This window comes from Streptomyces sp. DSM 116795 (assembly GCF_055792905.1).
This window is the reverse complement of sequence record NZ_CM147707.1, coordinates 3320246-3345653: the sequence shown is the minus strand read 5'-3', so window position 1 is coordinate 3345653 and position 25408 is coordinate 3320246. Positions and strand designations below refer to the sequence as shown.

General features: G+C 69.7%; 23 protein-coding genes, 1 tRNA gene and 1 pseudogene. 12 read left to right on the top strand and 13 right to left on the bottom strand.

Going from position 1 to position 25408, the window contains the following annotated elements:
- The first annotated feature begins 54 nt into the window (after positions 1–54).
- Positions 55–675, top strand: a complete 621-nt coding sequence (locus ACSMXX_RS14405; RefSeq protein ID WP_473184421.1) for a class I SAM-dependent methyltransferase — start codon at positions 55–57, stop codon at positions 673–675.
- A gap of 44 nt (positions 676–719) precedes the next feature.
- Here ACSMXX_RS14405 and ACSMXX_RS14400 read toward each other — a convergent pair whose 3' ends face one another.
- Both ACSMXX_RS14400 and ACSMXX_RS14395 read right to left on the bottom strand, forming a co-directional pair.
- Entirely contained in the window at positions 720–1061 is a 342-nt protein-coding gene (locus ACSMXX_RS14400; RefSeq protein WP_473184420.1) for a VOC family protein, read from the bottom strand.
- Between the two features lie 186 nt (positions 1062–1247).
- Complete coding sequence (locus tag ACSMXX_RS14395) at positions 1248–1982, bottom strand: class I SAM-dependent methyltransferase (protein WP_473184419.1); 735 nt, start codon at positions 1980–1982, stop codon at positions 1248–1250.
- Between the two features lie 262 nt (positions 1983–2244).
- On the opposite strand from ACSMXX_RS14395, the gene ACSMXX_RS14390 reads away from it, so the two are divergent.
- The 6 genes from ACSMXX_RS14390 (at position 2245) to ACSMXX_RS14365 (ending at position 9163) form a co-directional block, all read left to right on the top strand.
- Complete coding sequence (locus tag ACSMXX_RS14390; protein ID WP_473184418.1) at positions 2245–3099, top strand: caspase family protein; 855 nt, start codon at positions 2245–2247, stop codon at positions 3097–3099.
- 292 nt (positions 3100–3391) lie between these two features.
- Complete coding sequence (locus ACSMXX_RS14385; RefSeq protein ID WP_473184417.1) at positions 3392–3787, top strand: TOBE domain-containing protein; 396 nt, start codon at positions 3392–3394, stop codon at positions 3785–3787.
- 70 nt (positions 3788–3857) lie between these two features.
- Positions 3858–4649 carry a molybdate ABC transporter substrate-binding protein gene (gene modA, locus ACSMXX_RS14380; protein ID WP_473184416.1) on the top strand — a complete coding sequence of 264 codons (792 nt, stop codon included), beginning with the start codon at positions 3858–3860 and terminating at the stop codon, positions 4647–4649.
- 33 nt (positions 4650–4682) lie between these two features.
- A complete protein-coding gene (locus tag ACSMXX_RS14375; protein WP_473184415.1) occupies positions 4683–6740 on the top strand; it encodes an ABC transporter permease in 2058 nt (685 codons plus the stop codon).
- A gap of 452 nt (positions 6741–7192) precedes the next feature.
- Positions 7193–7717 carry a M23 family metallopeptidase gene (locus tag ACSMXX_RS14370; RefSeq protein ID WP_473184414.1) on the top strand — a complete coding sequence of 175 codons (525 nt, stop codon included), beginning with the start codon at positions 7193–7195 and terminating at the stop codon, positions 7715–7717.
- Positions 7718–8077: 360 nt separating this feature from the next.
- Positions 8078–9163, top strand: a complete 1086-nt coding sequence (locus tag ACSMXX_RS14365) for an N-acetylmuramoyl-L-alanine amidase (RefSeq protein ID WP_473184413.1) — start codon at positions 8078–8080, stop codon at positions 9161–9163.
- Between the two features lie 181 nt (positions 9164–9344).
- On the opposite strand, the gene ACSMXX_RS14360 is transcribed toward ACSMXX_RS14365, so the two are convergent.
- From ACSMXX_RS14360 to ACSMXX_RS14345, 4 genes are all read right to left on the bottom strand, one after another.
- Positions 9345–10175 carry a YceI family protein gene (locus ACSMXX_RS14360; RefSeq protein ID WP_473184412.1) on the bottom strand — a complete coding sequence of 277 codons (831 nt, stop codon included), beginning with the start codon at positions 10173–10175 and terminating at the stop codon, positions 9345–9347.
- 377 nt (positions 10176–10552) lie between these two features.
- Positions 10553–13048 carry an MFS transporter gene (locus tag ACSMXX_RS14355; protein WP_473184779.1) on the bottom strand — a complete coding sequence of 832 codons (2496 nt, stop codon included), beginning with the start codon at positions 13046–13048 and terminating at the stop codon, positions 10553–10555.
- A 118-nt stretch (positions 13049–13166) separates the two neighbouring features.
- The gene (locus tag ACSMXX_RS14350) at positions 13167–13298 is read right to left on the bottom strand and encodes a hypothetical protein (protein WP_473184411.1); all 132 of its coding nucleotides are present in this window, start codon (positions 13296–13298) and stop codon (positions 13167–13169) included.
- Positions 13295–13795 carry a MarR family winged helix-turn-helix transcriptional regulator gene (locus ACSMXX_RS14345; protein WP_473184410.1) on the bottom strand — a complete coding sequence of 167 codons (501 nt, stop codon included), beginning with the start codon at positions 13793–13795 and terminating at the stop codon, positions 13295–13297. The genes ACSMXX_RS14350 and ACSMXX_RS14345 overlap by 4 nt, the downstream gene beginning before the upstream one ends.
- Positions 13796–13981: 186 nt before the next feature.
- Between ACSMXX_RS14345 and ACSMXX_RS14340 the strand changes: the two genes are divergently transcribed.
- On the top strand, positions 13982–14206 hold the full coding sequence (locus ACSMXX_RS14340) for a hypothetical protein (protein ID WP_473184409.1): 225 nt from the start codon (positions 13982–13984) through the stop codon (positions 14204–14206).
- 206 nt (positions 14207–14412) lie between these two features.
- Here ACSMXX_RS14340 and ACSMXX_RS14335 read toward each other — a convergent pair whose 3' ends face one another.
- The 4 genes from ACSMXX_RS14335 to ACSMXX_RS14320 all read right to left on the bottom strand — a co-directional run bounded on the left by ACSMXX_RS14335 (position 14413) and on the right by ACSMXX_RS14320 (position 17791).
- Positions 14413–15306, bottom strand: a complete 894-nt coding sequence (locus ACSMXX_RS14335) for an RNA polymerase sigma factor SigF (RefSeq protein ID WP_473184408.1) — start codon at positions 15304–15306, stop codon at positions 14413–14415.
- Between the two features lie 198 nt (positions 15307–15504).
- Positions 15505–16296, bottom strand: coding sequence for an RNA polymerase sigma factor SigF (locus ACSMXX_RS14330; protein ID WP_070009288.1), 792 nt, complete (start codon positions 16294–16296; stop codon positions 15505–15507).
- A 442-nt stretch (positions 16297–16738) separates the two neighbouring features.
- A complete protein-coding gene (locus ACSMXX_RS14325; RefSeq protein ID WP_473184407.1) occupies positions 16739–16903 on the bottom strand; it encodes a hypothetical protein in 165 nt (54 codons plus the stop codon).
- Between the two features lie 297 nt (positions 16904–17200).
- Positions 17201–17791, bottom strand: coding sequence for a hemerythrin domain-containing protein (locus ACSMXX_RS14320; RefSeq protein WP_473184406.1), 591 nt, complete (start codon positions 17789–17791; stop codon positions 17201–17203).
- A gap of 634 nt (positions 17792–18425) precedes the next feature.
- Between ACSMXX_RS14320 and ACSMXX_RS14315 the strand changes: the two genes are divergently transcribed.
- Together ACSMXX_RS14315 and ACSMXX_RS14310 are read left to right on the top strand one after the other, a co-directional pair.
- Positions 18426–19379 (top strand): endonuclease/exonuclease/phosphatase family protein, encoded by a 954-nt coding sequence (locus ACSMXX_RS14315; protein ID WP_473184405.1) that lies wholly within the window; start codon positions 18426–18428, stop codon positions 19377–19379.
- A 57-nt stretch (positions 19380–19436) separates the two neighbouring features.
- Positions 19437–20006: pseudogene (locus ACSMXX_RS14310) on the top strand (GNAT family N-acetyltransferase); the annotation flags it as partial.
- 612 nt (positions 20007–20618) lie between these two features.
- Here ACSMXX_RS14310 and ACSMXX_RS14305 read toward each other — a convergent pair.
- Complete coding sequence (locus ACSMXX_RS14305; protein ID WP_473184404.1) at positions 20619–22004, bottom strand: MFS transporter; 1386 nt, start codon at positions 22002–22004, stop codon at positions 20619–20621.
- 343 nt (positions 22005–22347) lie between these two features.
- On the opposite strand from ACSMXX_RS14305, the gene ACSMXX_RS14300 reads away from it, so the two are divergent.
- Both ACSMXX_RS14300 and ACSMXX_RS14295 read left to right on the top strand, forming a co-directional pair.
- Positions 22348–24159: a helix-turn-helix domain-containing protein gene (locus ACSMXX_RS14300; protein WP_473184403.1), complete on the top strand. Its 1812-nt coding sequence runs from the start codon at positions 22348–22350 to the stop codon at positions 24157–24159.
- 100 nt (positions 24160–24259) lie between these two features.
- Positions 24260–24454 (top strand): hypothetical protein, encoded by a 195-nt coding sequence (locus ACSMXX_RS14295; RefSeq protein WP_473184402.1) that lies wholly within the window; start codon positions 24260–24262, stop codon positions 24452–24454.
- A 190-nt stretch (positions 24455–24644) separates the two neighbouring features.
- Here ACSMXX_RS14295 and ACSMXX_RS14290 read toward each other — a convergent pair.
- Positions 24645–24729 (bottom strand) — tRNA-Ser (locus ACSMXX_RS14290).
- A 98-nt stretch (positions 24730–24827) separates the two neighbouring features.
- Positions 24828–25376 (bottom strand): tRNA adenosine(34) deaminase TadA, encoded by a 549-nt coding sequence (gene tadA / locus ACSMXX_RS14285; protein ID WP_473184401.1) that lies wholly within the window; start codon positions 25374–25376, stop codon positions 24828–24830.
- Between the last annotated feature and the right edge of the window lie 32 nt (positions 25377–25408).

Here is a 25408-nt window from a genome sequence, read left to right as displayed (position 1 = left end):
GACATCGCATGTTCGGCTGCTGCCGGGACGCGGGCGTGCATAGGCTCCGTCCACATGGGCGTGGCCTTCAACTACAACGATCACTACCACCCGCTGCTGCTGAAACAGGTTCCTGAGGGAGCGCGGACGGCGCTGGACGTCGGCTGCGGGACGGGGCGGTTCGCGCGGCTGCTCGCGGAGCGGGGGCTCGACGCCGAGGGTGTGGACGCCCATGAGGGGGTCGTCGCGCAGGCGCGGGCGGCCGGGGGCGGCCCCCGCTACCGCCGTGCCGATGTGCGCGAGTGGCAACTGGCCGACTCCCACTACGACTTCATCTCGTGCATCGCCAGCCTCCACCACATGCCGTTCGAGACCGTGCTGACGTTGCGGAAGGCTCTCGCCCCGGGCGGTGTCCTGGCGGTGCTGGGGCTCTACGCCGTCAGGTCGGCGGCCGACGCGGTGTGGGCCCTCCCGGCGTTGTCCCTGCTCAAGGCGGACAAGGTGCTCAGCAGACGCCGCCCCGACCGGTCCGAACCGCCCGTGCGGGTCCCACTGGTCTGGCCGCCCCCGATGTCGTACGCCGCGACCCGCACCGAAGCGGCACGGCTCCTGCCGGGGTCGACGCTGCGGCGTCTGGTGTTCTGGCGGTATCTGCTGGTGTACCGGGCCGGACGGGACGTCGACGGCGTCGCCTGAGGGCCGCCCCGCAGACGAACTCCAGCTTTGTGATCGTTTCCCCTTCAGCCCGGGCCGCCGCCGAGGCTGATCTCATTGCCGTCCGCGTCCCGGTAGATCACCTTGGTCACGCCGCCTTCGTACGTTTCACGCTCCGCGGGCTCGATGCCCTGGCGAGCGACCTGGGCGACCCGTTCGTCGAGATCGTCGACGAACGTCAGCACCAGGGCGTTTCCCGCCCGGTCCGGGTCCTCCACGATGTAGACGTAGCGATGCTCGGCCACCTCCCACACCGCCTCGATGTCGTTCGGCAGAAACGACGGCTTTCCGCCGAAGAACCGCTCGTACCACGGCAGGGCCGCGGCGTAGTCGGTGACGGGGATGCCGGCGAAGAGTTCCCGAGCCATGCCGTCCTCCATGTCCAGTGGATGTGGCGTCCGTATCGACTTCGGCAGCGCCGAAAACTCATCGCCGTCCCGGTTGGCTCGCGATGGCCGGCCACGCAGTGGCCCGGGCCGGGCCGGTCCACGGCTGTGCTGAGGCGGCTCGTGGGGGCCAGGGGGCCAGGGGCGGCAGCAGCCGGGCGAGGCAGGTCAGCTCCGTACGGCGACGGTGATGATCTCCGGGCTGCCGTCCGCCAAGGGCCTGCCGTCCCAGTCGCCGAACTGCTCCGCGACCTTCAGCCCGGCCTCCGCCAGGAACGACGACAGCTCCCGCGCACCGAGGAATCGCAGCGTGCTGCGGGAGGTCTGCGGGACGGCCCAGCGGGGGCCTGTGAGGGTGTGACGGAAGGTGACGGTGTCTCCCACGGGCGGTTCCGCCTCGTGCCGGGAGCGCAGTACGCCGCCCCGCGGATCGGCCAGCTCCACCTCGTTCTCCGGGACCCAGTGCTCCCACGCCCGGGCGGCGGGATTGCGCGTCTCGAAGGCGAAGCGTCCGCCCGTCGTGAGCGCGGCGCGGATCGCGGTCAGCGAAGAGCGCAGCTGCTCGTCCTCGACGAACACCTGAAAGGCGTGCCCGGTCATCACCACGAGCTCGAACTCGCCCTGCCAGGCGACGGTTCCGGGCTCGCCGGGCACCCACTCGACGTCCGGGCGCCGCCGGCGTCCCTGGTCGAGCATCGCCTCCGCCGGGTCCAGCCCGCACAGGCGGCCGGTGTGGCCCGCCTTTCGCGCCATGTGCAGGAGCTCGCCCGTACCGCAGCCGATGTCGAGGACGGTGGGCGCGGACATCACGTACGGGAGATAGAAGCCGAAGTCGTCCCGCCCGGCGCAGAGGGTGTCGTACAGCTCGGCGAGCCCGGGGTCGGAGAACAAGCGGTCCACCATCGGGCCTGTCTAACGGGCGGGTGGCTGAGGCCGCCACTGGATTTCCGGTCCGTCCTCCGCCGTGCCGTGCAGGGCCGGCGCTCGGACCGTACGGCTGCCGCGGCCAGCCCGCCCCTCGCGGCCTGCGTCACCCATCTGGCCCACCAGGTTCCCCGGCCCCCCGGACACGGCGGTTAGCTTCGACGAGGGGAGGCTCATCCAGCGCGCGGAGCCGCCGCAGGTGTCGGCCGGCCTCGCTCGCCAGCAGGTAAGGAGACACTCCATGGCTCGTGGCATGTCCATCCACATCGGGCTCAACAAGGTGGATCCCAAGAAGTACGGCGGCTGGGACGGCAAGCTCGTCGCCTGCGAGAATGACGCCCGGGACATGGACCGGCTCGCCAAGGAAGCCGGCTTCCGTGACCGTACGACCCTTCTCACGAAGGACGCGACGGTCGCCAACCTGAACACCGAACTCCGCAAGGCCGCACGGACGTTGGACGCCGGCGACATCCTGCTCTTCACGTACTCGGGCCACGGCGGCCAGGTGCCGGACATCAACGGTCCGGAGGACGAACCCGACCGCCTCGACGAGACCATGGTCATGCACGACAGGGAGTACATCGACGACGAACTCTTCAAGGAGTTCGAAGAGTTCGCCGAAGGCGTCCGCATCCTCGCCTTCCTCGACAGCTGCCACAGCGGCAGCGGCATCAAGGTCCGGGAGATCCTCACCCCGGAGGCCATGAAGGAGCAGTTCCAGACGACCGAACCCGCCGCCGTCGAGCAGACCTCCCGGCTGATGCCGCTTGAGCGGCAGGCCGAGGCCTACGAGCGTGACAAGGACTTCTTCGACACCATCCAGCGCGAACTCAACGCCAAGGACAACCGCGAACTCGGCGCGAGCGCGCTGCTCATCTCGGCCTGCCAGGACAACCAGCTCGCTGCCGACGGCCTGCGCAACGGCCGTTTCACCGGGACGCTCCTGCAGGTGTGGAACGAGGGCAAGTTCGGGGGCGGATACCGCGCGTTCCACCGCGAGATCCTCAAGGCGATGCCCGCGGTCCAGAGCCCCAACTTCTTCACGACGGGCCGGAGCAACAAGAGGTTCCTGCGGCAGCGGCCCTTCACGATCTGAGCGCGGTCCGCGGCGCGGCCGGAAATGCGGCCGGACGCCGGTCCGGACGCCGGTCCGGCCGCTGCTCCCGTCCGCGCCGGCGGCCGCCGTCCCGCAGTCCCGTCGTCACGCCGGCGGCCGTTCCGTCGCCGCGCGCCATCCCGGGCCCCGCCTGGCGCCACACCTGGCGCCCCACACCGGGCGTCCGCATCAGCGCAAACGAGAGGCTCTAATCCTTCTCAGAGCGTCAGATGCACAGCACATTTCGCCTCGCCTCTTGCAAATGCAAGTGCGGCTTGGTTGCCTTGCAGGCATGCAGAGCTACACGATCGGCCAGGCAGCGCGTCTGCTGGGCGTCAGCCCCGACACGGCGCGGCGCTGGGCGGACGGGGGCAAGGTCGCCACGCATCGGGACGAGGCGGGCCGGCGTCTGATCAAGGGGCGGGATCTGGCCGCGTTCTCAGTCGAGTTGGGGCAGGGCGGCCATGCGGACGAGGAGATCTCGTACACCTCGGCGCGCAACGCATTTCCCGGCATCGTCACCGCGGTGAAGACCGGTGACGTCGCGGCACAGGTCGAGATCCAGGCCGGTCCGCACCGGCTCGTGTCCCTGCTGACCCGCGAGGCCGTGGAGGAACTGGGGCTCGAGGTCGGGATGCAGGCGACCGCCCGCGTGAAATCCACCAACGTGCACATCGACCGGCACTGAACTCCGGCCCATGCCCCCTGCCACCTCCCCCTGCCTCCCGTGCCCCCGCGATCCGAGGAGTTCCGCGATCATGACCGCCGCCCGCGCCAGGTTCTGTACCGCATCAGCGGCAGTGGCCGCAGCTCTCGTCCTGCCGCTCGCCGCCTGCGGGAGCGGCGCGAGCGGCGGAGGCGAGCAGGACTCCGGGAACGGACGGAAGACGGAGCTGACGGTCCTCGCCGCCTCCTCGCTCACGGACGTCTTCAAGGAGGCGGGTGCCGAGTACGAGAAGGAACACCCGGGCATCAAGGTGAAGTTCTCCTTCGCCGGTTCCCAGGAGCTGGCCGCCCAGGTCGAACAGGGCGCACCCGCCGACGCGGTGGCGACCGCGGACACCCGGACGATGGACGGGATCAAGGCGGACACCGGGACGCCCACGGTCTTCGCGAAGAACCGGCTCGTGATCGTCACCAAGAAGGGGAACCCCGAGAAGACCGGGAGCCTGAAGGATCTCTCCGACCCGAAGCTGAAGGTGGTCCTCGCCGCTCCCGAGGTGCCGGTGGGCCGCTACGGCAAGCAGGTCCTCGACAAGCAGAAGGCCGAGGTCGAGCCGGTCTCGGAGGAGGCCAACGTACGTGCCGTTCTGAGCAAGGTCGGACTGGGCGAGGCCGACGCCGGCATCGTCTACAGGACCGATGCCGCCGCCGTGCCCGGCAAGGTCGACGCCGTCCGGATCCCGGACGGGCAGAACGCCGTCGCCTCCTACCCGGCCGCCGCCCTCAAGTCCTCCGAGAACCCGGAGGCGGCCGGGGAGTTCGTGAAGTGGCTGAGTTCACCCGCGCCGCAGAAGATCCTCCGGGACGCCGGCTTCCAGAAGCCGTAGCAGGTACGTATCCGAGGCCTTGAGGCATCCCCGATGAGAAGCCACCGTCTGCGGGCTCCGCTGGCCCTCGCCGTGCCCGGAGTGCTGGCGATCGCGTTCCTGCTGATCCCCCTCGCCGGCATCCTGGTCCGTACGGAATGGCACCGGCTCGGCGCCCACTTGACGAGCCCCGGCGTCACCGAGGCGCTCTCGCTCTCGTTCGTCGTCTCGTTCTGGGCTCTCGGCCTGTCGCTCGTACTGGGTGTGCCGCTCGCCTGGCTGCTGGCCCGCGCCGACTTCCCGGGCAAGGCGCTGGTCCGTTCCCTCGTACTGCTTCCCATGGTGCTGCCGCCCACCGTCGCCGGTGTGGCACTGCTGCTCGGACTGGGGCGGCGGGGCCTGGTCGGGCCGTGGCTGGAGAGCGCGTTCGGGATCACGCTGCCCTTCCACACCTCGGGCGCCGTGCTGGCCGCGACGTTCGTCGCCATGCCGTTCCTCGTCATCAGCCTGGAGGGGGCGCTGGCCGGGCTCCGGCCGGGCTACGAGGAGACGGCGGCGTCGCTGGGGGCCTCGCCGATACGGGTGTTCTTCACGGTCACCCTGCCCATGGTCGGTCCCGGGCTGACGGCCGGCGCGGCCCTCACCTGGGCGCGTGCGCTCGGGGAGTTCGGCGCCACGATCACTTTCGCGGGGAACCTCGCGGGCGTCACGCAGACCCTTCCGCTCCAGGTCTATCTCCTGCTGCAGAACTCCCCGGAGGCAGCGACGTCCGTGTCCCTGCTGTTGCTGGCCATCGCGATGGCGGTACTCGTCGCACTGCGTGGGCGCTGGACGGGCGGCGGCCACGACAGCCGTACGGGCCGGAAGTCGAGCGCCCGGCGGGCGCCCGACACCGACGGCCACACCGACACCGACGGCGATACCAACCGCGACCCCGACCCCCACTCCGCCCCCCACCCCGACCCCGACCCCGGTGACCCCGGCCTCGAAGCGGCCACTCACGCGGCCACTTCCCCCGACCCGTTGCCGGCCCCTTCGTCCCCGGGCGACGCCAACCTCCCGCTCCCGGGCACGAGTTGCTCCCTGCACGCCGACGTCACCGGTTTCGACCGGCTGACCCTCGACGCGCCACCCGGCACCACCATCGCCGTCGTCGGCCCCAACGGAGCGGGCAAGACCACCCTCCTGCGCGCCCTGCTCGGCCTCACCGACCGTGCCCACGCCCGCCTGAGCCTCGGCGGTACGGACGCCACGGCCACGCCCCCGCACCGCCGCGGCGTCGCATGGGTGCCCCAGGACGGCGCGCTCTTCCCGCACTTGAGCGCCCTCGCCAACACGGCGTACGGACTGCGCGCGCAGGGGGTTCCGCGGCGCGAGGCGCGAAGCACGGCGCAGGACTGGCTGGACCGCCTCGGCGTGGGCCGGCTGGCGCATCGCAGGCCCGCGCAGCTCTCCGGAGGACAGGCCCAACGGGTCGCGCTGGCACGGGCGTTGGCAGCACGCCCCCGGCTGCTGCTGCTGGACGAGCCGCTCGCCGCGCTCGACCGTACGACCCGGGCCCGCGTGCGCCGGACCCTGCGCACGCACCTGGCGGGATTCCGCGGCGTCTGCCTGGTCGTGACGCACGATCCCGTGGAGGCCGTCTCACTCGCCGACCGCATCCTCGTGCTCGACGACGGCCGGGTGCTCCAGGAGGCGGCGCCCGCGGAAGTGACGCGGCGTCCGCGTTCGCCGTGGGTAGCCCGCATGCTCGGGCACAACGCCTGGCCCGGCAGCTTCACTTCGGACGGGAGGCTGGCGCTGCGCGGCGGCGGCTCGCTCGTCGTCGCGGAGCCGCTGGGCGAGGGCAAGCCGGCGCTTGCGGTGGTCGCCCCCGAGGCCGTCTCCGTGCACCGGCGCCGGCCCGACGGCAGCCCGCGCAACGTATGGTCCGGCACCGTCCGCGAGATCGCCGCCGCGGGCGGCCGTATGCGCGTCGTGGTCGCACTGGACGGCGCGCCCGAACTGGTCGCCGAGATCACCCCGCAGGCCGCGAGCGAACTGGCCCTGGCGGACGGCGTGTCCGTCTGGACGAGCGTCAAGGCCACCGAGATCACCCTCGTCGGACTCTGACCCGCCCGGCCCCGCGCGAAGGCCCCCGCGGAGGACCCGGTGAAGGGCCCGGTGGAGAGTCCCGCCAAGGTCCCGCCAAAGGCCCCGCGCTTCCCGCGAGTTGCTTCGGCGCGGCTTCTTCACCCCTTCTCCACCGCCGGTTTGAGGCGGAATTGAGGGTCTTCTTGAGGCCGACTTGAGAGTCACGTAGACGCGCTACGGATTTCGTACTCCAAGTGCCCCGACGCCGCCCCTCAGTTCGTCCACAACGTGAGACGGCACCGCTCTTCAGTGGTCCAACCAGGGAAGAACGAGCCCGAATTGGTGTGGCTGCGGGTGATTCATGCCACCGGAATCCTTCACGTGACACAGAAAGTGTCACTTGTTGCTGGAACAGGGTTGTCGCGTACATGGCCCGTTGCTTCTACTGGCGGTCGCACGGAATCCGTCTTCATCCGTGGAAGGAACCCCCCATGAACCGTCCCCCAAGCAGACGTGCCAAGCGCGTCCTGCTCGCTCTCGCCGCCGCCGGCGGCGGCGTGATCGCGACCGCTGTGGCCGTCCCGGCCGCGAGCGCCGGCACCGCCGACGGTGCGAAGGCCGCCTACCAGGCGTCCTGCCCCGTGGGAGCCGAGATCAGCCAAGGTCACCACGAAGGCCACGACGGAGTGGACCTCGCCGCCCCGATCGGTACGCCGATCTTCGCGGCCGGCCCGGGAGAAGTCACCGAGTCCGGCCCTGCCTCCGGTTACGGCCAGTGGGTGCGCATCAAGCACCCGGACGGCTCCGTCACCGAGTACGGGCACATGAACGAGCGGTTCGTCCAGGTCGGCGACACCGTCGAGGGCGGAGCGCGGATCGCCTCCGTCGGCAACGAGGGCCAGTCGACCGGTCCGCACCTGCACTTCGAGGTCCACATCGACGGCGGTACGGGCGTCGGCGACGACCCGCTGGCCTACATGTCGGAGCGCGGCGTCTCCCTGCCATGCCAGCCCTGACCGGTTGATCCGCCGGATCGCCGGCACCTGACCGGATCCGGGACGGGCCCGGGACGCCCCAATCCCCCCGCGGGCGGCGGCACTTCGGGCGCCGCGCGCCCGGGCGGACCGGCCGGACCGGGGCCCGGGCCCACCACAACGCAACGCAACGAACCGCCCCGTAACGAATCGCACAACCACCCCCCAGGCACCCGAGGAACGGCGCCGAAGCCCCGGCACACCCCACGTGCCGTGAACGGCGTAAGGGCGTACCACGCCAACCCCCCTGGCACCGGCCTTGACCCGGCGCGCCGGCCGGCGCCAGGAGTTCGATCCCCCCACCACGTGCCGGAGCCGGATCCAGAGAGGCAAACAGAGCCGATGAACACACGAAAGAGAGTCCTGGCGGCGACGCTCGGAGGCGCGCTCGTCGCGGGCCTGGCCGTGGCCGGTCATCAGGCGACGGCTGCCACGCCGGAGGCCGAGCCGACGATGAACGAGGCCTTCACCAAGGCCGCTTCGGAGTTCGACGTGCCGCGCGACCTGCTCGTCGCCGTGGGTTACGCCGAGACGCACCTGGACGGTCACAAGGGCGAGCCCAGCCAGGACAACGGCTTCGGCGTCATGCACCTGGTCAGCAACCCCGAGCGCAAGACCCTGGAGCAGGCCGCCGAGATCACCGGCGAGTCCGAGGCCGACCTGAAGAAGAAGGACGCCGCCAACATCCGCGGCGGCGCCGCCGTGCTCCGCGCGAAGGCCGACAAGGCCGGCCTGAAGGCCTCCGACCGCGAGCGCGTCGAGGCCTGGTACCCGGCCGTCGCCGCATACGGCGGTGCCGACAGCGCCTCGCTCAAGCGCCTCTACGCGGACGCCGCCTACGACTTCGTCAGCAAGGGCATCCCGGCCAAGGGCACCAAGGTCCGCATGTCCCCGGAGAAGGTCACGCCCGAGCGCGGCAAGCTCGCGAAGGCGGCGGCCCCCGGCACCGGCACGAAGAGCGAGGACTACCCGCCGGCCATCTGGAACCCGGCCGACCCGGCGAACTTCAGCGCCGGCCGTGAGGCGGCCATCTCCCAGGTCGTCGTCCACGTGACCCAGGGCGAGTACGCCGGGACGATCAACTGGTTCAAGAACCCCGAGGCCGAGGTCAGCGCGCACTATGTGGTGCGCTCCTCCGACGGCGAGATCACCCAGATGGTGCGCGACGGCGACACCGCCTGGCACGCCAGGGGCGGCAACGCCTCCGGCCTCGGCATCGAGCACGAGGGCTTCGTCGACGACCCGTCCTGGTTCACCGACGCCATGTACCGCGCCTCCGGTGCCCTGACCAAGCACCTGTGCGACAAGCACGGCATCCCGAAGGACCGTGCGCACATCGTCGGCCACAACGAGGTCCCCGGGAACGACCACACGGACCCGGGCCCCAACTGGAACTGGGACACGTACATGGGCTACGTGAACGGCTGAGCGAACAGCCGGCCGACATACGTGGGAAGCGCTTCGGCGCGGACAAGTAAGTGATTCGGCGGCCCGGCGAACGGCCGGGCCACCGGGTCGTTCATACGAGGGCCCCCGGGCTCCGGGAGCCGGGCCCGGAGCCCGGGGGCCCTCAGCTGTTCTTCTCGTCGCGGTCCCGTCGCCGCGGCCGTCATTCGAGGGGCGGCACTTCCTCACCCTGAACCGCCTGCACGTCCAGCTCGATCCGCAGCGTCGTGCCGATCGCCGCGATCCCGGCCGCCAGGATCTGGTTGTAGTTCATCGCGAACTCCTCGCGCTTCAGCTCCGCCGTCGCACGGAAGGCCGCCCTGGTGCCGCCCCACGGGTCGGGCCCGTACCCCAGGTAGGTCAGGCTCAGCGAGACGTCCCGTACGACCCCGTGCATCGCCAGCCAGCCGTGCACCGTCCAGCGGTCGGTGCCCGCGGGCTCCACGGCATGGCTGCGGTAGGTGAGCTGCGGATGCCGCTCGGCGTTGAGGAAGTCCTCCGAACGCAGGTGCGCATCGCGTATCCGGTTGCCCGTCTCGATGCTCGCGGCCTGGATCACGGCCTCCACCGACGACTTGTGCGGCTCCTCGTCGATCTCGATACGGGCCTCGAAGTCGGTGAAGCGGCCGTGCACGCTGGAGATCCCCAGGTGCTGGGCCGTGGCTCCCACCGTGGAGTGGACGGGGTCGACGGTCCACGGCCCGGGCGGCGGCAGTTCGTTGCCTCCTTCCCGTACGAGCACGAGCGTCCCGAGATCGGCCCGTCCCGAGGCGGTCACGAGAGCGGTGGCGGCGGCGGGCGCATAGCCCAGGGCGGTGGCGATCACCGTGTACGGCCCCGCGGGCAGTGCCTCCTCGCTCTGCGTGACGCCTTCGTCGTCGGCCTCCACGCGGAGCACCTGAACGCCCGTCATGTCGGTCACGGTCAGCACGGCGTGCTGTACCGGCCACCCCTCGTGGGTGTGTATCTGCGCCCGTACGCCTGCGCCTGCCATCTTCCGATTCGCTCCTTCTCGTTCGGGCCCGGTCTGTACGGCCCGCCCCGTGACGGGTCCGGCAACCGGTGCCGGGGCCGTCCCGCCCGACGCCCCCGGCCCAGTCTTCCTTCCGCATCCGGCGGGCGGGAAGTGCGCTGCGGGATCTTCCGGTTCCGGTCTGCGCACCTCGTCGTCCGGGTCGCCCGGCAGCCGCACGGGGTGGTCCGGCGTCCGTCCGTCGTCCGCTTGGCCTCGGCCGCGGGCGCCGGCGTGCCCTACTTGCACGCGCCGCCCGTCCGCCCCTCCGCCCCTCCGTCCACCCGTCCGGTCCCGGCCGGCACGGCACCGCTGCCGCACGTGGCGGGACGGACGGAAGGAAGGACAGGTCGGGAGTCCTACTCGTCCGGGTGGTGCAACTCGATGTCGTGGGCATCCGGACCTGCGCCCTCGACATTGAGCGCGGTCGCCACCGGCGGATAGCCGCTGGCGATGATCGAGTAATCGCCGGCGTCGAGGTCGGTGAAGCCGTACGCGCCGTCCTCACCGGTCGTCGCCGTGGCGACCACGTTCCCCGCGGCGTCGACGAGCGTCACACGGGCGTCCGGCAGCGGACTCGCGTCGACGCCGGCGCGGATCACGCCCTGCACGCGCGCACCTGCCGCCAGATCCAGGTCGATACGGGTGATGCCCTGCCCCTCGATCTCCACCGGCCGCGCCATGGGCCGGTAGCCGGGAGCGTTGACCGCGAGCGTGAAGGTGCCGGTGACGAGCTCGTCGAAGGCGAACTCGCCCCGCTCACCCGTCCGTCCGGTGGCCAGCACCTCGCCCCGCTCGTCGGTGACCACGACCATCGCGGCACGCACGGGCTGCCCGTCGCCGGAGCTGCGCACACGGCCGGCCAGCCCGCTGGTCGCCGACAGCCGGACGTCGTGGCTCAGCGGCTCGTCCCCGACGGTGATCGTCGTCGCCTGCGGCTGGTGTCCGTCGGCGGCGGCGATCAGCACGTAACTCCCGGGCCCGGGGGTGTCCATGCCGTAGCGGCCGTCCGTACGCGCCACGGAGCGGCCGAGCTGACGTCCGCTCAGCGAGATGAGCGTGACGGCCGCGCGGGGCACGCCCCGGCCCTCCACGTTGCGGACCGTGCCGAGCACCGAGTGCCGGGAGGCGGCCAGCGGTTCGTTCGGGTCGGGCTCGCCCCCGGGCGGTGCCGCGTGCTGCCCCGGGTGGCCGCCGTCGCCCGCACCGGTGTAGCCGGGCGGGTAGGCGGTGGGACCGCCGAACCCGGCGTGACCGGCGTGACCGGCGTGACCTGCGGTGCCCTCCGTCGCGTACGCACCGTCCTGCCGGAGGAACTGCGCCGCGGCGGCGTCCCCGGTCTCGGCGGACTGGTCGATCCCTGAAGACGTCTTGAGCGGCACCTCCTTGACGAACAGCACCAGCAGCAGGCCGAGCAGCGCGACGGGCGCCGCGTAGAGGTAGATGTCGCCGATGCCGTGTCCGTACGCGGATTCGATGACATCCCGTATCGGCGCGGGCAGCTTGGCCAGGTCCGGGATGTCGCTGCCGGCACCGCCCGTCGGCCCGCCGTGCTCGACGCCGAGCTTGTCCAGACCGTCGTCGACGTAGTCGGAGATGCGGTGCGCGAGGACCGCGCCCAGTACGGAGACACCGACGGCGCCACCGAGCGAGCGGAAGAAGTTCACCGCCGAGCTGGCCGCGCCGAGGTCCGTCGACTCCACCTGGTTCTGCGTGGCCAGCACCAGGTTCTGCATCATCATGCCGACGCCCACACCGACGCCGGCCATGAAGAGCGCCAAGTGCCAGTACTCGGTGTCGTGCCGCATCGTGCCCAGCAGGCCGAGCCCCGCGGTGAGCAGAACGCCCCCGGAGCAGAGCCAGATCTTCCACTTGCCCGTACGGCTGATGATCAGCCCGGAGAGCGTCGTGGAGAGGAACATCCCGACGATCATCGGGATCGTCATCACACCGGCCATCGTCGGCGACTCGCCGCGCGCCAGCTGGAAGTACTGGCTGAGGTAGACCGTCGCGCCGAACATCGCGATGCCGACGAACATGGAGGCCATCGACGTCAGCGTGATGGTGCGGTTGCGGAAGAGCCGCAGCGGAATGATCGGCTCGCTCGCCTTGGCCTCGACGAGGATGAAGAGCAGCGTCAGCAGCAGCGAGCCGCCGACCATCGCATAGCTCTCCCACGACAGCCAGGCGTACTTGTCACCGGCGAACGTCACCCAGATCAGCAGGAGCGAGGCCGCCGAAGCGACGAGGAAGGCACCCGCCCAGTCGATCTTCACCCGGCGCTTGACCAGCGGAAGGTGCAGCGTCTGCTGGAGCAGCAGCAGCGCGATGACGGCGAAGGGAATGCCGACGTAGAAGCACCAGCGCCAGCCGAGCCAGCTGGTGTCGGTGATGACGCCGCCCAGCAGCGGCCCGCTCACCATCGCGACGGCGAAGGAAGCGCCGATGTAGCCGGTGTAACGGCCGCGCTCGCGCGGGGAGATCATCGCCGCGATCACAGTCTGGGTCAGGGCGGAGATGCCGCCCATGCCTATGCCCTGCACGGCGCGCGACGCGATCAGCATGCCGGTGTTCTGCGCGAGACCGGCGCTGGCGGAGGCCAGCACGAAGACGACGATGGCCGTCTGTATCAGCACCTTCTTGCTGAACAGGTCGGCCAGCTTGCCCCACAGGGGGGTCGACGCCGTCATCGTCAGCAGCGAGGCCGCCACCACCCAAGTGTACGAACTCTGCCCTCCGCCGAGTTCCGAGACGATCTGGGGCAGGGCGTTGGCGACGATCGTGGAGGACAGGATGGCGACGAACATGCCGAGCAGCAGCCCGGACAGTGCCTCCATGATCTGCCGGTGCGTCATGGGTGCGGCGCCGCCCGGCCCGTTGGTCGCGGGCATGTGATTCTGCGACGCGTCGCCCGCCCCGCCGCCGGAGCCGGTGCCCTGCACACCGGATGGTGTGGTCGTGGCCATTCTTTCCCTAACTCTTCTTCAGTGCCGTGCAGTGTTCCTGCTGTGGTCCGTGGTCGTGATGGTCCGTGCCCGTGGTGCGTGTGGTGCGTGTGGTGCCCGTGTTGCCCGCGTTTCCGGGCCTGCTGGTCGTACTGCTCATCGGTCTTCCGTCGCCCCCGGCGTACGGCCCGGCGCGGGCGTCCGCGCGGGAACCGTGGCGCGGCAGTCGCCGAAGCCCTCCCGCAGGCGCTCCAGCATCCCGTTCAACCGTGCGATGTCCTCCTCGGTCCAGTCGTGAAGAATGCCCTCCAAGGTCCTGGTCGTGGCCTTGGAGAGCGTGTCCAGTTGTCGGCCTCCCTGCTCGGTGAGGCGCAGCAGCCGGGAGCGTCCGTCCTCCGGATCGGGCTCGCGCTCGACCCATCCACGCTCCACGGTGTGGGTGACGTGGCGACTGGTGACAGACATGTCTACCGCCATCAGCTCCGCGAGACGACCCATACGCATCTCGCCGTACTTGTGAAGGAGCGTCAGGACGCCGGCGGAAGCGGGTGGACAGTCCGCCGGCAGTCCCCGCATCAGCTCTCGCCGGACGGCGCCGAGCCCGCTGAGGTGCCGGGCCAGTTCCTCATATCCGCTGCGTGCGGCTCGCGCGGGCATCCTCGCTCCTGATTATCGTTGCCTCAGGCAACAATAAGTTCGGTTAGTTGCGTTACGCAAATGATCCGGATGCAAGCGGAGGCAAAGAATCAGCAAAGCGGAGCTCTCTATGAGGCCCGGACCCCCGTCCTGGTCGCCGGGACAGGGCTGTCCGCCGCCCCGGGGCGTTCGCTATCGTCCTGCCCCATGGCTCACAACCCGCATGCTCCGCAAGGCCCCGACCCGTCCCAGGACCCGGCCGGCAGCACTCAGATGTTCCGCGCCTTCGTCGACGAGGAGAGCGCCGGCGCCGGCGCGCAGCGCCCCGCCGCGGCACAGGCGCCTTCTTCCGGCCCACGGGTCGGCCTGATCGTCGGAGTCGTCGCCGTCATCGCCGTTGTGGCGGCCGCCGTCTGGCTCGCGGTGGGCTGACGGGCGCCGTCCGTACCGCCTTCCCGTACCGCGCACGAAGCGGACCGCCTGCCGAGCGGACGACCGGATACGCACCGACCCTTTCGGTGCGCCCGGCCCCGGCGTTCACCCGGGTCCTCGGTCCCCGGTGACGGGGCGCCCCGGGTTGACGGGGCGTCTGCCCGTACGCCATGGACGCGCACGGGCCCGAGCGCACACGCCGGCGCTCACTCCTCCGCGGTCAGCCCTTCACGCAGCTGCGCCAGCGTGCGCGTCAGCAGTCGGGAGACGTGCATCTGCGAGATGCCGACCTCTTCGCCGATCTGCGACTGCGTCATGTTGGCGAAGAAGCGCAGCATGATGATCTGCCGCTCGCGCGAAGGCAGTTTGGCCAGCAGAGGCTTCAGCGACTCGCGGTACTCCACGCCTTCCAGCGCGCTGTCCTCGTAGCCGAGCCGGTCCGCGAGCGAGCCCTCGCCGCCGTCCTCCTCCAGGGCGGGGGAGTCGAGCGAGGAGGCGGTGTAGGCGTTGCCGACGGCGAGCCCGTCGACCACGTCCTCTTCCGACACCCCGAGGGCGTGGGCGAGTTCGGGGACGGTCGGGGAGCGGTCCAGCGTCTGCGACAGTTCGTCGCTCGCCTTCGTGAGCGCCAGACGCAGCTCCTGCAGGCGCCTCGGCACCCGCACCGACCATGAGGTGTCACGGAAGAAGCGCTTGATCTCCCCGACCACCGTTGGCATCGCGAACGTCGGGAACTCCACGCCGCGCTCGGCGTCGAAGCGGTCGATCGCCTTGATCAGGCCGATCGTGCCGACCTGGACGATGTCCTCCATGGGCTCGTTGCGGCTGCGGAAGCGCGCCGCCGCATACCGCACGAGGGGGAGGTTGAGCTCGATGAGGGTGTCCCGCACGTACGTACGTTCCACGCTGGGGGCGTCTCCCCGGCCGTCGGGACCAGGGGAAGTCTTGTCGAGCGCGGCGAGCCGCAGGAAGAGGGAGCGCGAGAGGGTGCGCGTGTCGATGGCATCGTGATCTGCGGGGGCTTCGGGGGCTCCCATGGCGTCGACGTCGTCGGTCGTGTTCTCAGTGAGCACCTTCGAGCTGCCCAGTTCTACGGACATGCCACCCCCTTGAGGTCGCGGACGGATCGCAGCGGCGCCCTCGGCTGAAGGGAGCACCTCCCCCTGCATACCGGAAGCACCGTCGCGGCAAACGCAGCTCTTGCAGAATGTCACAAGTAGGCAACGCGACGTAGCCCCATGTCGATAAAACTGCACAGCTGAGGAAGTTGAGCCGTCGGCATGGCTGACTCTGTCCGGTTATGCCTCGATTCGATTTGCGGCACGCAGGCGGGCGAAGCTCCGCGAGAGCAGCCGGGACACGTGCATTTGGGACACGCCCAGCTCGGCACTGATCTGTGACTGCGTCAGGTTCCGGTAGTAGCGCAGCAGCAGGATGCGCTGTTCGCGCTCCGGAAGCTGGACGAGCAGGTGCCTTACGAGATCGCGGTGTTCGACCCCGTCCAGCTCAGGGTCCTCGTAGCCGAGACGGTCGAGCAGACCCGGCAGGCCGTCCTCGCGTTCCTGCGCCGCCTCCAACGACGTTGCGCGGTACGAGCGTCCGGCCTCGATGCACGCGAGCACCTCCTCCTCGGTGAGCTTGAGGCGCTCCGCGATCTCGGCGGTGGTGGGTGAGCGTCCGAAGGCCGTCGTCAGATCCTCCGTCGCGCTGCTGACCTGCACCCACATCTCGTGCAGTCGTCTCGGTACGTGCACAGTGCGGACGTTGTCGCGGAAGTAGCGGCGGATCTCACCGATGATCGTCGGCATCGCGAAGGTGGGGAACTGCACGCCGCGCTCGGCGTCGAAGCGGTCGATGGCGTTGATGAGTCCGATGGTGCCGACCTGTACGACGTCCTCCATCGGCTCGTTGCGGCTGCGGAAGCGCGCCGCGACATAGCGCACCAGGGGAAGGTTGGCCTCGATGAGTGCGGTGCGCACCCGTTCGTGTCCGGCGGTGCCGGGTTCCTGCTCGGCCAGCTGCTCGAAGAGCTCCTGGGTCAGCGCCCGGGCCTCCGCGCTGCGGCTCTCGCGGGTCTGGGTCGCCGCCACTCAGCCACCACCTCTTCGGGTCCGGGTCGGTCTCGCTCCACGCATCGGCCAAAAGCGGTCATAGCATCACAAGACATGTGCAACGTGCGCAAGCACCGTAAATTGCCGTGTTGGTGAGGAGTTGAGAAGTTTCGCGGTGTCCGTACGGACCGTCGAGACGAACGCGGGTACCGCCCGTGGGGCCGGATGACTCAATGCCGGGTGAACGCGCGGCCCTCGCACCGGTGAAGGGCGAGGGCCGAATGCCGGGAGGCGGCGGGATGTGCCGAGAGGGGTCCGGCGTGCGTGGTCGGATGCCCGGTGGCGCCGGGGAATGAGCTGCGGCTGCGTGCAGGGCACGGGTGTGCAGGGGGAGAGCGCCAGGCGAATGCTCGCGGGGTCTGCGGAGTGTGCGGGGTCTGCGTGGTGCGGGGGCGGCCGAGCCGACGGGCGGGCTGCCGGGCTACCTCACCACCTCGGTCATGAAGTGCCCCACTCCCTGCGCCGCGCTCGATATGCCCTCGAAGCCGATCTGTACGAGGTCGGCTGCCCTGGCGGGGGAGGTGATGACCGTATACAGGGCGAAGACGGTGAGTACGTAGATCATGATCTTCTTCGCCTGCACCATCTTGCTCCTCCCGCAGCTTCTTGGGCTCCCCCTCTTCGCAGTCGGGTGAGTCTAACCACCGGTGCGGGCGGCTTGATCCATACGTACGGCGGCAAATTGGCTGTAATCAGGGCTCTTTGACCGGTACCTCACTCGTCGTTCTCTGATCGTTGCATCTGCTTCACAACGAGCGGGGACCGGCGGGACCGGTCGGACCGGAACGCGCGACGTCGGCCGGCGTGCGTGGCCTGGTGGCCGCCCCGGTCGGTCGTGCGCCGCAGGCGGCCGTCCGCCTGCCGTCCGCCGGTCGTCCTCAGCTCATCCGCGGGACCCGCGGTCCCCACCCATGGCGTCCCTGGCCCGGTCCACGAGGGAGGCGAAGGGGCCGACCGTCCACTGGGCCGCCGGTGAGCCCGCCGCAGCCGGATGCGGACGGGTGGGGGCGGTCCTCTCCGCCTTCAGCAGCCGCCTGCCCATCTTCTGCCGCTGTTCCTGCGAGCAGCCGGCGCGTACGGCGGGGAACTCCTCCTGCTCCTCATGGTCGGCATGATCACCGACGGCCTTCTCGAACTCCGTCAGTTTCGCCTCGAATTGGGAACCGGAGAGGTCCATCCGCTCCAGCTCGGCGAGGATCCGTCCAGCCTCCGCCTCTTCCTCGTTACGGGTCACGGCTTCGCTCTCGCCGGCCTGCTTCTTGGCGACCGGGCGCAGGATCATCTCCTCGGCCGCCTCGTGTACGGCCAACTGGGCCCTCAACTCGTGGAACTTCGCCCTCTTCTCGTCGCCCAGCGACATGTGGACCTCGGCGAACAGCTCCCGGATGCGGGCGTGTTGGGTCAGCAGGATGCCGATGATGTCGTCCTGCGGGAGCTTCGCCGCCTCGGCGCGTTCCAGTGCTGCGTTGCTCACGGAGCTCACTCCTCGCTAAGCCGGCGCCGTCACACCGCCCGGCCCCGCCGGCGAACGGACCGGGCGGGCAACGTCAGTCGCTTTCCGGGTGACCGGCCGCAGCCGGGGCAAAACACCGCACGTCAGGCCCGGGCGCTGGGGAGGTCGGGCGTGCGGGAATCAGCAGACGGGCGAGCTCAGTTCGCCGCGGCGCGGCACCGGCGCAGGACCCGCGCGGCCCCTGCGCGAGCCGGTCGAGGTCCTCGCTGTCCTGGAGCTGCCGCTCGTTCCACCACACGGCAGCCCGCCCCGCCCACGGGCGGCAGATGTCCGTGCTGCTGGCAGCTGCAAGCCGTACAGGTGCCATTCGTCGTCGGCACAGGCGCCTCAGCGCGTCCTCCCGTGGGCGATTCAAGAACATGAATCGTCAACACTTCGGCTTCTTCAGTTTCAGCTGTCAGGGACCGGTCGTGCGGGCTCGCTCCGCACGACGTGCGACGGGTGCGCAGAGGGTTCACCATGGAATTGCGTACTGAGACGGCTGATCAGGGGGGCTGATCAGCCGTGCGGCCGCTTTTCGCGGCCGCATCGCGGGGGCGGTCACGATCGTCTCGGGCGCCATTCCAAGGAATCCTGCTCGTCAAGGAGGATCACCATGACCTCGCTGCGACTGGCTACTTTCAACGTCGAAAACCTCTTTGCGCGCTGGCGGTTCAGGGACAACGTCGACCCGGCGGATGCCAGCTCGCGAGGCTGGATCGTCGATGAGACCCGGTTCGACGAGCTGGGAATGGATGAGAAGGCGATCACGGGTGCGGCCTTGCGGGAGATCCAGGCGGACGTGCTTTGCCTCCAGGAGGTGGAGAACGTCGACACCCTCAAGCATTTCCGTGCGCAAGCCCTCGGCGGGCGCTCCCAGTACCCGTACGTCGCCGGTGTGGACGGCAACGATCCGCGGTTGATCGATGTAGCCGTGCTGTCCAAGCTGCCGATTACCCGAATACGTTCACATCAGCACCTGATGGATTCTGCGAGCCCGACGGCGTCGCTGTTCTCCCGCGACTGCCTCGAAGTCGACATCGAGGTGGAAGTCAGCGAGACCAAGAAGACGACGGTGACTCTCTTCGTCAACCACTTCAAGTCCATGATCGGGGGGCGCACGCAGACCCGGGGGAAGCGGGAGCGGCAGACGAAGAAGGTGATGGACATAGTCTCCGAACGCTTCGGGCACGAGGCTCCCGGTGACCATCCGTTCGTGATCCTGGGCGACCTGAACGACTACATGGAGCCGAACGGCAACGGAAGCTCCGGCATCGATCGGCTGGTCGCCTGGGACCAGGTGGAGAACGTCGTGGCCCGGCTGTCCGAGGACGAGCAGTGGACGCACTACTGGGCCGGCGGAGACGAATACCGGCAACTGGACTATCTCCTGCCGTCCAAGTCGCTCGCCCAAGCCGCACCGGCATCAGATGTGGTGCCTGAGATCTTTCGCAAGGGGACGGCGCTGCGAGCCGTTCGGTACAAGGGCCCTCGGTTCCCGGGCATCGGGAAGGACAAGCCCAAGGCATCCGACCATTGTCCCGTCATATTCGAGATCAACGTCAGCTAGGGTGCGGAGCCACCTCAGCGGGCAGTCTCGCCACGTACGGCGTGACATCGTGGTGCCATGACCATCGAAGTTCGCCCGGCTTCGGTCTTCGAGGACGTCCGCACCCTGATCGGTCCGAAGTCACCAGGGTCCAACGTCTGCTGGTGCCTGAGCTACCGGATTCCGTCCAAGCTCAACAACGAGCTTCGCGGCCCGGCCCGCGGCGAGTACGTCGCCGGGCTGTGCCGTACCGATCCCCCTCCGGGGGTGCTCGCCTACGACGGCGAGGAGCCGGTCGGCTGGGCCGCGGTGGCACCGCGCTCGGACACGTCCTTCGCGCGTAACCGGAAGATCCCGCACGTCGACGACCTGCCGGTCTGGTCGTTGTGGTGCATCCGCGTACGCCCCGGTCACCGGAAGAGGGGGACCTCGCACGCCCTCATCGCTGGCAGCGTCGAGTTCGCCCGTACCAACGGCGCACCGGCCATCGAGGCGTACCCCCTCGACAACGGTGACGCCAAGGTCGACCTGACGATGGCGTACGCCGGGCTCCGGAAGAACTTCGAACGCGCGGGGTTCGCATACGCCGCCGACACCACCTCGGTGCTGGCCGGCCATCCACGGGTTCTGATGCGGCTCGACCTGCGCGTCCGGACCGCGCCGCCGCCGGGGCGAACACCGCACGTCCGGCCGCTGCCGCCGTCGCCGGACAACCATGGAACGAACGGACTTTCAGGAGCGGAAGGAACGTCCCTCGATCAGGGAAACGGCGACTCCGCCTGATCATCGTGGCAGGGGGCGTGCGCAGGCGCTTGAAGGGGTCACTCGAACCACTGAAATGGCGCTCATACAAACGACTCCACTCTTCCGGAGGCTGATACCCCGGGCCTGCTCTTGTTTTGCTTTTCGCGATCCGGGACCCTCTCTAACGAGGCGGCGAAGCCGTCTGCTTCATGTATCAGGGCCGCCGGCACCCTGATGTCTTGGCGGCGACGTACCTCGCCATGCAGCTGAACTCCTGCGGCAGCCAAGCCCGTTGGCCTGGCATTCTCCGTTGCCGCGCTCCACCGCTTACGAGCGCCGGAAGCCACGGAATCCGATCCACGCCTGCTTGATCGCGGGCGGGCACGGTTCTGCGCGGTGCCACGGGCCGATCCCCGTCTCGACCTGGGCGTCCGCGCCGCCGAGCAGGCGCAGACTCGCGACGGTGGCGGACCGAATCGGCCGTTTCATCGTTCGTCGGGCGGGCCGGCCGACTGGTCAGCGGTAGAGGTGCGCTCCGGGAAGGGCGTCGGGGTTCCGGCGTACCTCCACCGGGTTCGTCTCGGGCAGGAACCAGGCGCTGGCGAAGGTGATGAGGCCCATGAGCGCGATGTAGGCCGCGACCAGGGTGGTCGTCCCCGTCTCCGCGATCACGGCGGTCATCAGCATCGGTGTGCCGCCGCTGACGACGATGGCCGAGAGCTGGTAGGCGAGAGAGGCGCCGGAGTATCGGACGTTCGGCGCGAAGAGCTCACCGAGGAAAGCGGCCGCCGGGCCGTAGGTCAGTCCCTGGAAGAGGAATCCGACGGCGACCGCGACGAAGACCAACGGTGCCGACCGCGTCCCCACCAGGGCGAAGTAGGGGAAGGCCCAGGCCGCTACCCCGAGTCCACCGACGAGGATCAAGATCCGTCGCCCGAACTTGTCCGACAGGTGTCCGGCGTAGGGAAGGACCACCGTCATCAGCCCTGAGCTCAGCAGGGTGACCGTGAGCAGCGAGTTCCGCTCCATGTGGAGTGTGGTCGTGCCGTAGCTCAGCAGGCCGGTGATGCTGACGTAGAAGAGGCTGTTCGTGGCGGACAGCGTGCCGCAACCGAGGAGGATGCGGCGCCAGTTCCGGCGTACGGCCTCGTTCAGGGGCGCCCGCACCACAGTCGCCTGCTGATTCCGGGCCGCCTCGTCCTGCAGTTTCCGGAAGTCCGGGGTGTCCTCGACTTTCGTCTGAATGTACAGAACCACGGGGAACATCACTGCGCTGAGCAGGAAGGGGATGCGCCAGCCCCAGCTCAGGAAGGCATCGCTCGGCACGATGGTGCTGGCCGCGATGAGGACCAGGTTTGCCAGGATGACCGCGACCGGCACGCTCGTCTGGCCGAAAGTGCCTGCGAACCCGCGACGTTTGGGAGCGGCCGACTCCGTGAGGAGGAGCGCGATTCCGCCCCACTGGCCTCCCGCCGCGATCCCCTGGAGGAAACGCAGTGCCACCAGCAGGGTCGGAGCGAGTATGCCGACCGTTGCGGCGCTCGGCAGGCAGCCGATGAGGAACGTCGCTGCCGTCATCCCGACGAGGCAGACCACGACCGTGGGTTTGCGGCCGTACTTGTCTCCGAAGTGCCCCGCGAGAAGCCCGCCGAGGGGCCGGGCCACGAAGCCGGCCCAGAACGTGCTGAAGGACAGCAACGTGCCCATGAGGGGGGACGAGTTGGGAAAGAAGACGTGCGGGAAGGCGAGCGCCGCCGCCATGCCGTACAGGAAGAAGTCGTACCACTCGATCGAGCTGCCGATCAGCCCGGCCGCGAGCAGCTTCCGGGACGAGCGACGCCCGGCCGTCGGGGCGGGAGCGGAGCCGCTGCCGCGGAGGGGCGCCTTTGCGGATGAAGTCATGCCGTATCCCTAGGAGTTGGGAAGAAGATGATGGGCGGACGTCGGCCCACTGGCCGTCTCCAGGTATCAGCGGCCGCTATCGGGGTCGGGGGGGATCGCCCGGGCCCACCTCCGGCACCGGTGACGATCGGGGGTCTTGCCGCGGGGAACGGCTCCACCTGGCACGCCTCTCCCTCGAACGTCCTCACTGCCCGTGTGACAGGCGACTGCGACGCGCAACACGACCGTGCGGTGTGGGGTGAGACTAGAGCCGCGCAAGGGCTCCATCAGATGGAAAGCAGATACACTCCTGGCGACCCCAAGGTGGATGGATACTCCACCCCGGTCCTCCGTGGGGGTATCGATGGCACGCATGGAATCCGACATGCACGGCGCCACGGACAGCGGTGAGCTGGCCTCCTACCGGCTGCGGCGCGAGCGCGAGCTCAGCAGCCTGTACGCGACGGCCCGGTCGCTGGCCGCGCTCGGCGAGGTCGATGAGGTCCTCCCGTCGATCGTCAGGCACGCCCATGAGTTGATCGGCAGCGACTTCGCCTACTTGTCGCTCCTGGACGCGGAGGGGAACCTCACCCTCAGAGCGTCGGCAGGCACCATCTCGCCGGGCTTCTCATCGGCGCGCATGCCTCGGGGGGCCGGTTTGGGCGGGCGTGTGATCGAGTCCAAAGCCCCCTTCTGGGTGAGCAATTACCGCGAGGCCAGTGACCTCAGACACAACCCGACCTTCGACCTGCTCGTGGCCGGCGAAGGGCTCATGGCACTGCTCGGCGTACCGCTCTTGGTGGGGGAGCGTGCGGTCGGGGCCCTCTTCGCTGCCGACCGCACCGAACGGCCCTTCGAGAAGGACGAGGTGGCCCTCTTCAGCGCCTTCGCCGACCACGCCGCGATCGCCCTCAACAACGCGCGGCTCTACGAGGAGAGCCGTATCTCGGTGCAGCGGCTTCAGGAGGCGAAACGCACGATCGAAGGCCAGGTCACAACGATGGAGCGGGCGGCGGCTGTTCACGAGGCGCTTACTCACGTGGTGCTGACCGGTGGCGGCCCCGGTGACCTCGCGCAGGTGCTGGTCGAGCACCTGCAGGGCATGGTGACCGTCCTGGACCGGGACGACAAGATCGTCGCAAGCCGCTCCTCCGGAGGAGGCGCTGCGGACACCGGCCGGGAACCGGATCGGGAGCTGCTCGAGGCGGCGCGAAGGACCGGGCGGTGCGCCACGGCGGAGGGGGACGACGGGGCTGTCCGCAGCGTGGCAGTCATCCAGGCCGGCGGTAGCCACCTCGGTTCACTTTCCCTGACGCGCGATGCTGCTCCAGAGCCACCGGACATCCGCATGCTTGAGCGCTCGGCCCAGATCATGGGCCTGTTGATCCTCATGCGTGATGCTCGCGTCGAAGCGGAGGAGCGAGTCCGTGGCGAACTGCTCATGGAACTGCTGTCACGGCCGCCACTCCACCCCGCTCAGCGCGACAGGGCAATCGCCCGCGGGGTCGAAGTCGATCACCTCGACGTTCTCGTCGTGGCCGACTGCCCCGGGAAGTCCACTAGCGACGTCGTGCGTCAGCTGAATGCCGTCTCGCGCGAGTGGTCCGGACTGGCGGGCGAGTATCTCGGCCGGGCCACGATGCTGTTGCGCGCCGACGACTTGGACGATGTGGCGAGCACGATTCACCACCGACTGCGCCACAACCTCGGCGCGCCGATCCTCGTGGTCGCCGATCGCATCCTGGGGGAGGACCGGTCTCGCTCGTTCACGCTGACACAGCGCTGCCTTGAGGTGATGCGCTCGCTCGGCGAGACGGACCGTGGCTCGACCACACAGCGGTACGCGGTGTACGCACTCGTCTTCGACCCCGAACGCGCCCACGACCTCGACCGGTTCCTCATCGACTCCCTCGGCCCGCTCATGGAATACGACCGGCGCCGCTCGACCGACCTGGTCACCACGACGGCCGCCTACTTCGCCAACTCCGGGAATCTGAGCCGGACCGCTCGCTCCCTGCACGTGCACATGAACACCTTGCTCAAGCGCTTGGACCGGATCGGGACCCTGCTCGGCGACGACTGGCGCACCCCCGACTCTGCCCTGCGTCTCCACCTGGCGGTTCGTCTCCATGAATTGCGGGGGGCGTTCGAAGGGAGTAACTCCGCGCTGAGTTGAGCCGGTTGAGCTGTCGACAAGCACCCGTACGTCGACGCCGCGCAGGCCTGCACATGACCTTTGCCCAGCTCGCTCGACTCACCGGCACCGAGGAGACCAAGTGACTGCCGACGGCAACGCCGACCGCCGAGAGCGGTATGCGATGGCGCTGTACGCGACGCTCGGGTTCAGCGCCGAGCGTCACCCCTGGGCGACCCTGGTCCCGGCTCGGCGGGAGGTCTGGTACCGGCGGGCCGACGCTGCCATGGCCCTCGCCGACGAGGAGATCGCGGAAGCCCTGCGCGCTTCGGGGTGAACCTCTGTCGCGTCCCGGGTGTGCCGACTGCCGGGCCGGCTACGGCACTGGCCACCACGCGGCGGGCAGCCGTGGGTGAAGCGCGCAGCGGACGGGAGTGTCCGGACGTCGCCGCTGACGGTCCGGACTTCCACTGGGACGGACACGACGAAGGGCCGGACCCCCGCGGGGATCCGGCCCTTCTGACCTGCGGTAGCGGTGGGATTTGAACCCACGGAGGGTTGCCCCTCACTCGCTTTCGAGGCGAGCTCCTTCGGCCGCTCGGACACGCTACCGAGAGGAACTCTAGCCCAACGGGTGCCGTGTGCCGAAATCCGTTCCAGGGGGTGCAGCGGGAGGTCCGCGAAGGACCGCCTGCCGCACGGGCCGTCGCTCAACGGGCGTCCGGGGAGCCCCGGAAGAAGTCCGTGAGCAGTGCACCGCACTCGTCGGCCAGTACGCCGTGGATCACCTCGGGCCGGTGGTTGAGGCGGCGGTCCCGTACGACGTCCCACAGCGAGCCGGCAGCTCCGGCCTTGGGGTCCACGGCGCCGTAGACGAGGCGTTCCAGGCGGGAGAGCACGATCGCGCCCGCGCACATCGTGCACGGTTCCAGCGTGACCAGCAGGGTGCAGCCCTCCAGCCGCCACTCGCCGTGCAGGGCGGCGGCCGCGGCGCGGATCGCGATGATCTCGGCGTGTGCTGTGGGATCCCCCCACGCCTCACGTGCGTTGTGCCCGCTCCCGATCACCTCGCCGCCGGGCCCGAGTACGAGCGCCCCCACCGGTACGTCGCCGCTCTCCCGTGCTCGTACGGCCTCGTCGAGCGCGCGGCGCATCGGGGCCCGCCAGCGGTCGCGGACGGGATCCGGCACGGGAGAGGCGGCGCCGGAATCGGAGTGGGGATCGGAGCCGGAATCAGCATCGGAAGCGGCGTCGGTCATGCAGCCAGTCTCCTGCCGACCCGGCGCAGCGC

Coding starts and splice junctions, on each gene's coding strand:
- ACSMXX_RS14405 (WP_473184421.1), top strand. CDS start 55: ATGGGCGTGGCCTTCAACTACAACGATCACTACCACCCGCTGCTGCTG.
- ACSMXX_RS14400 (WP_473184420.1), bottom strand. CDS start 1,061: ATGGCTCGGGAACTCTTCGCCGGCATCCCCGTCACCGACTACGCCGCG.
- ACSMXX_RS14395 (WP_473184419.1), bottom strand. CDS start 1,982: ATGGTGGACCGCTTGTTCTCCGACCCCGGGCTCGCCGAGCTGTACGAC.
- ACSMXX_RS14390 (WP_473184418.1), top strand. CDS start 2,245: ATGGCTCGTGGCATGTCCATCCACATCGGGCTCAACAAGGTGGATCCC.
- ACSMXX_RS14385 (WP_473184417.1), top strand. CDS start 3,392: ATGCAGAGCTACACGATCGGCCAGGCAGCGCGTCTGCTGGGCGTCAGC.
- modA (WP_473184416.1), top strand. CDS start 3,858: ATGACCGCCGCCCGCGCCAGGTTCTGTACCGCATCAGCGGCAGTGGCC.
- ACSMXX_RS14375 (WP_473184415.1), top strand. CDS start 4,683: ATGAGAAGCCACCGTCTGCGGGCTCCGCTGGCCCTCGCCGTGCCCGGA.
- ACSMXX_RS14370 (WP_473184414.1), top strand. CDS start 7,193: ATGAACCGTCCCCCAAGCAGACGTGCCAAGCGCGTCCTGCTCGCTCTC.
- ACSMXX_RS14365 (WP_473184413.1), top strand. CDS start 8,078: ATGAACACACGAAAGAGAGTCCTGGCGGCGACGCTCGGAGGCGCGCTC.
- ACSMXX_RS14360 (WP_473184412.1), bottom strand. CDS start 10,175: ATGGCAGGCGCAGGCGTACGGGCGCAGATACACACCCACGAGGGGTGG.
- ACSMXX_RS14355 (WP_473184779.1), bottom strand. CDS start 13,048: ATGACGCACCGGCAGATCATGGAGGCACTGTCCGGGCTGCTGCTCGGC.
- ACSMXX_RS14350 (WP_473184411.1), bottom strand. CDS start 13,298: ATGAGCAGTACGACCAGCAGGCCCGGAAACGCGGGCAACACGGGCACC.
- ACSMXX_RS14345 (WP_473184410.1), bottom strand. CDS start 13,795: ATGCCCGCGCGAGCCGCACGCAGCGGATATGAGGAACTGGCCCGGCAC.
- ACSMXX_RS14340 (WP_473184409.1), top strand. CDS start 13,982: ATGGCTCACAACCCGCATGCTCCGCAAGGCCCCGACCCGTCCCAGGAC.
- ACSMXX_RS14335 (WP_473184408.1), bottom strand. CDS start 15,306: ATGTCCGTAGAACTGGGCAGCTCGAAGGTGCTCACTGAGAACACGACC.
- ACSMXX_RS14325 (WP_473184407.1), bottom strand. CDS start 16,903: ATGGTGCAGGCGAAGAAGATCATGATCTACGTACTCACCGTCTTCGCC.
- ACSMXX_RS14315 (WP_473184405.1), top strand. CDS start 18,426: ATGACCTCGCTGCGACTGGCTACTTTCAACGTCGAAAACCTCTTTGCG.
- ACSMXX_RS14305 (WP_473184404.1), bottom strand. CDS start 22,004: ATGACTTCATCCGCAAAGGCGCCCCTCCGCGGCAGCGGCTCCGCTCCC.
- ACSMXX_RS14300 (WP_473184403.1), top strand. CDS start 22,348: ATGGCACGCATGGAATCCGACATGCACGGCGCCACGGACAGCGGTGAG.
- tadA (WP_473184401.1), bottom strand. CDS start 25,376: ATGACCGACGCCGCTTCCGATGCTGATTCCGGCTCCGATCCCCACTCC.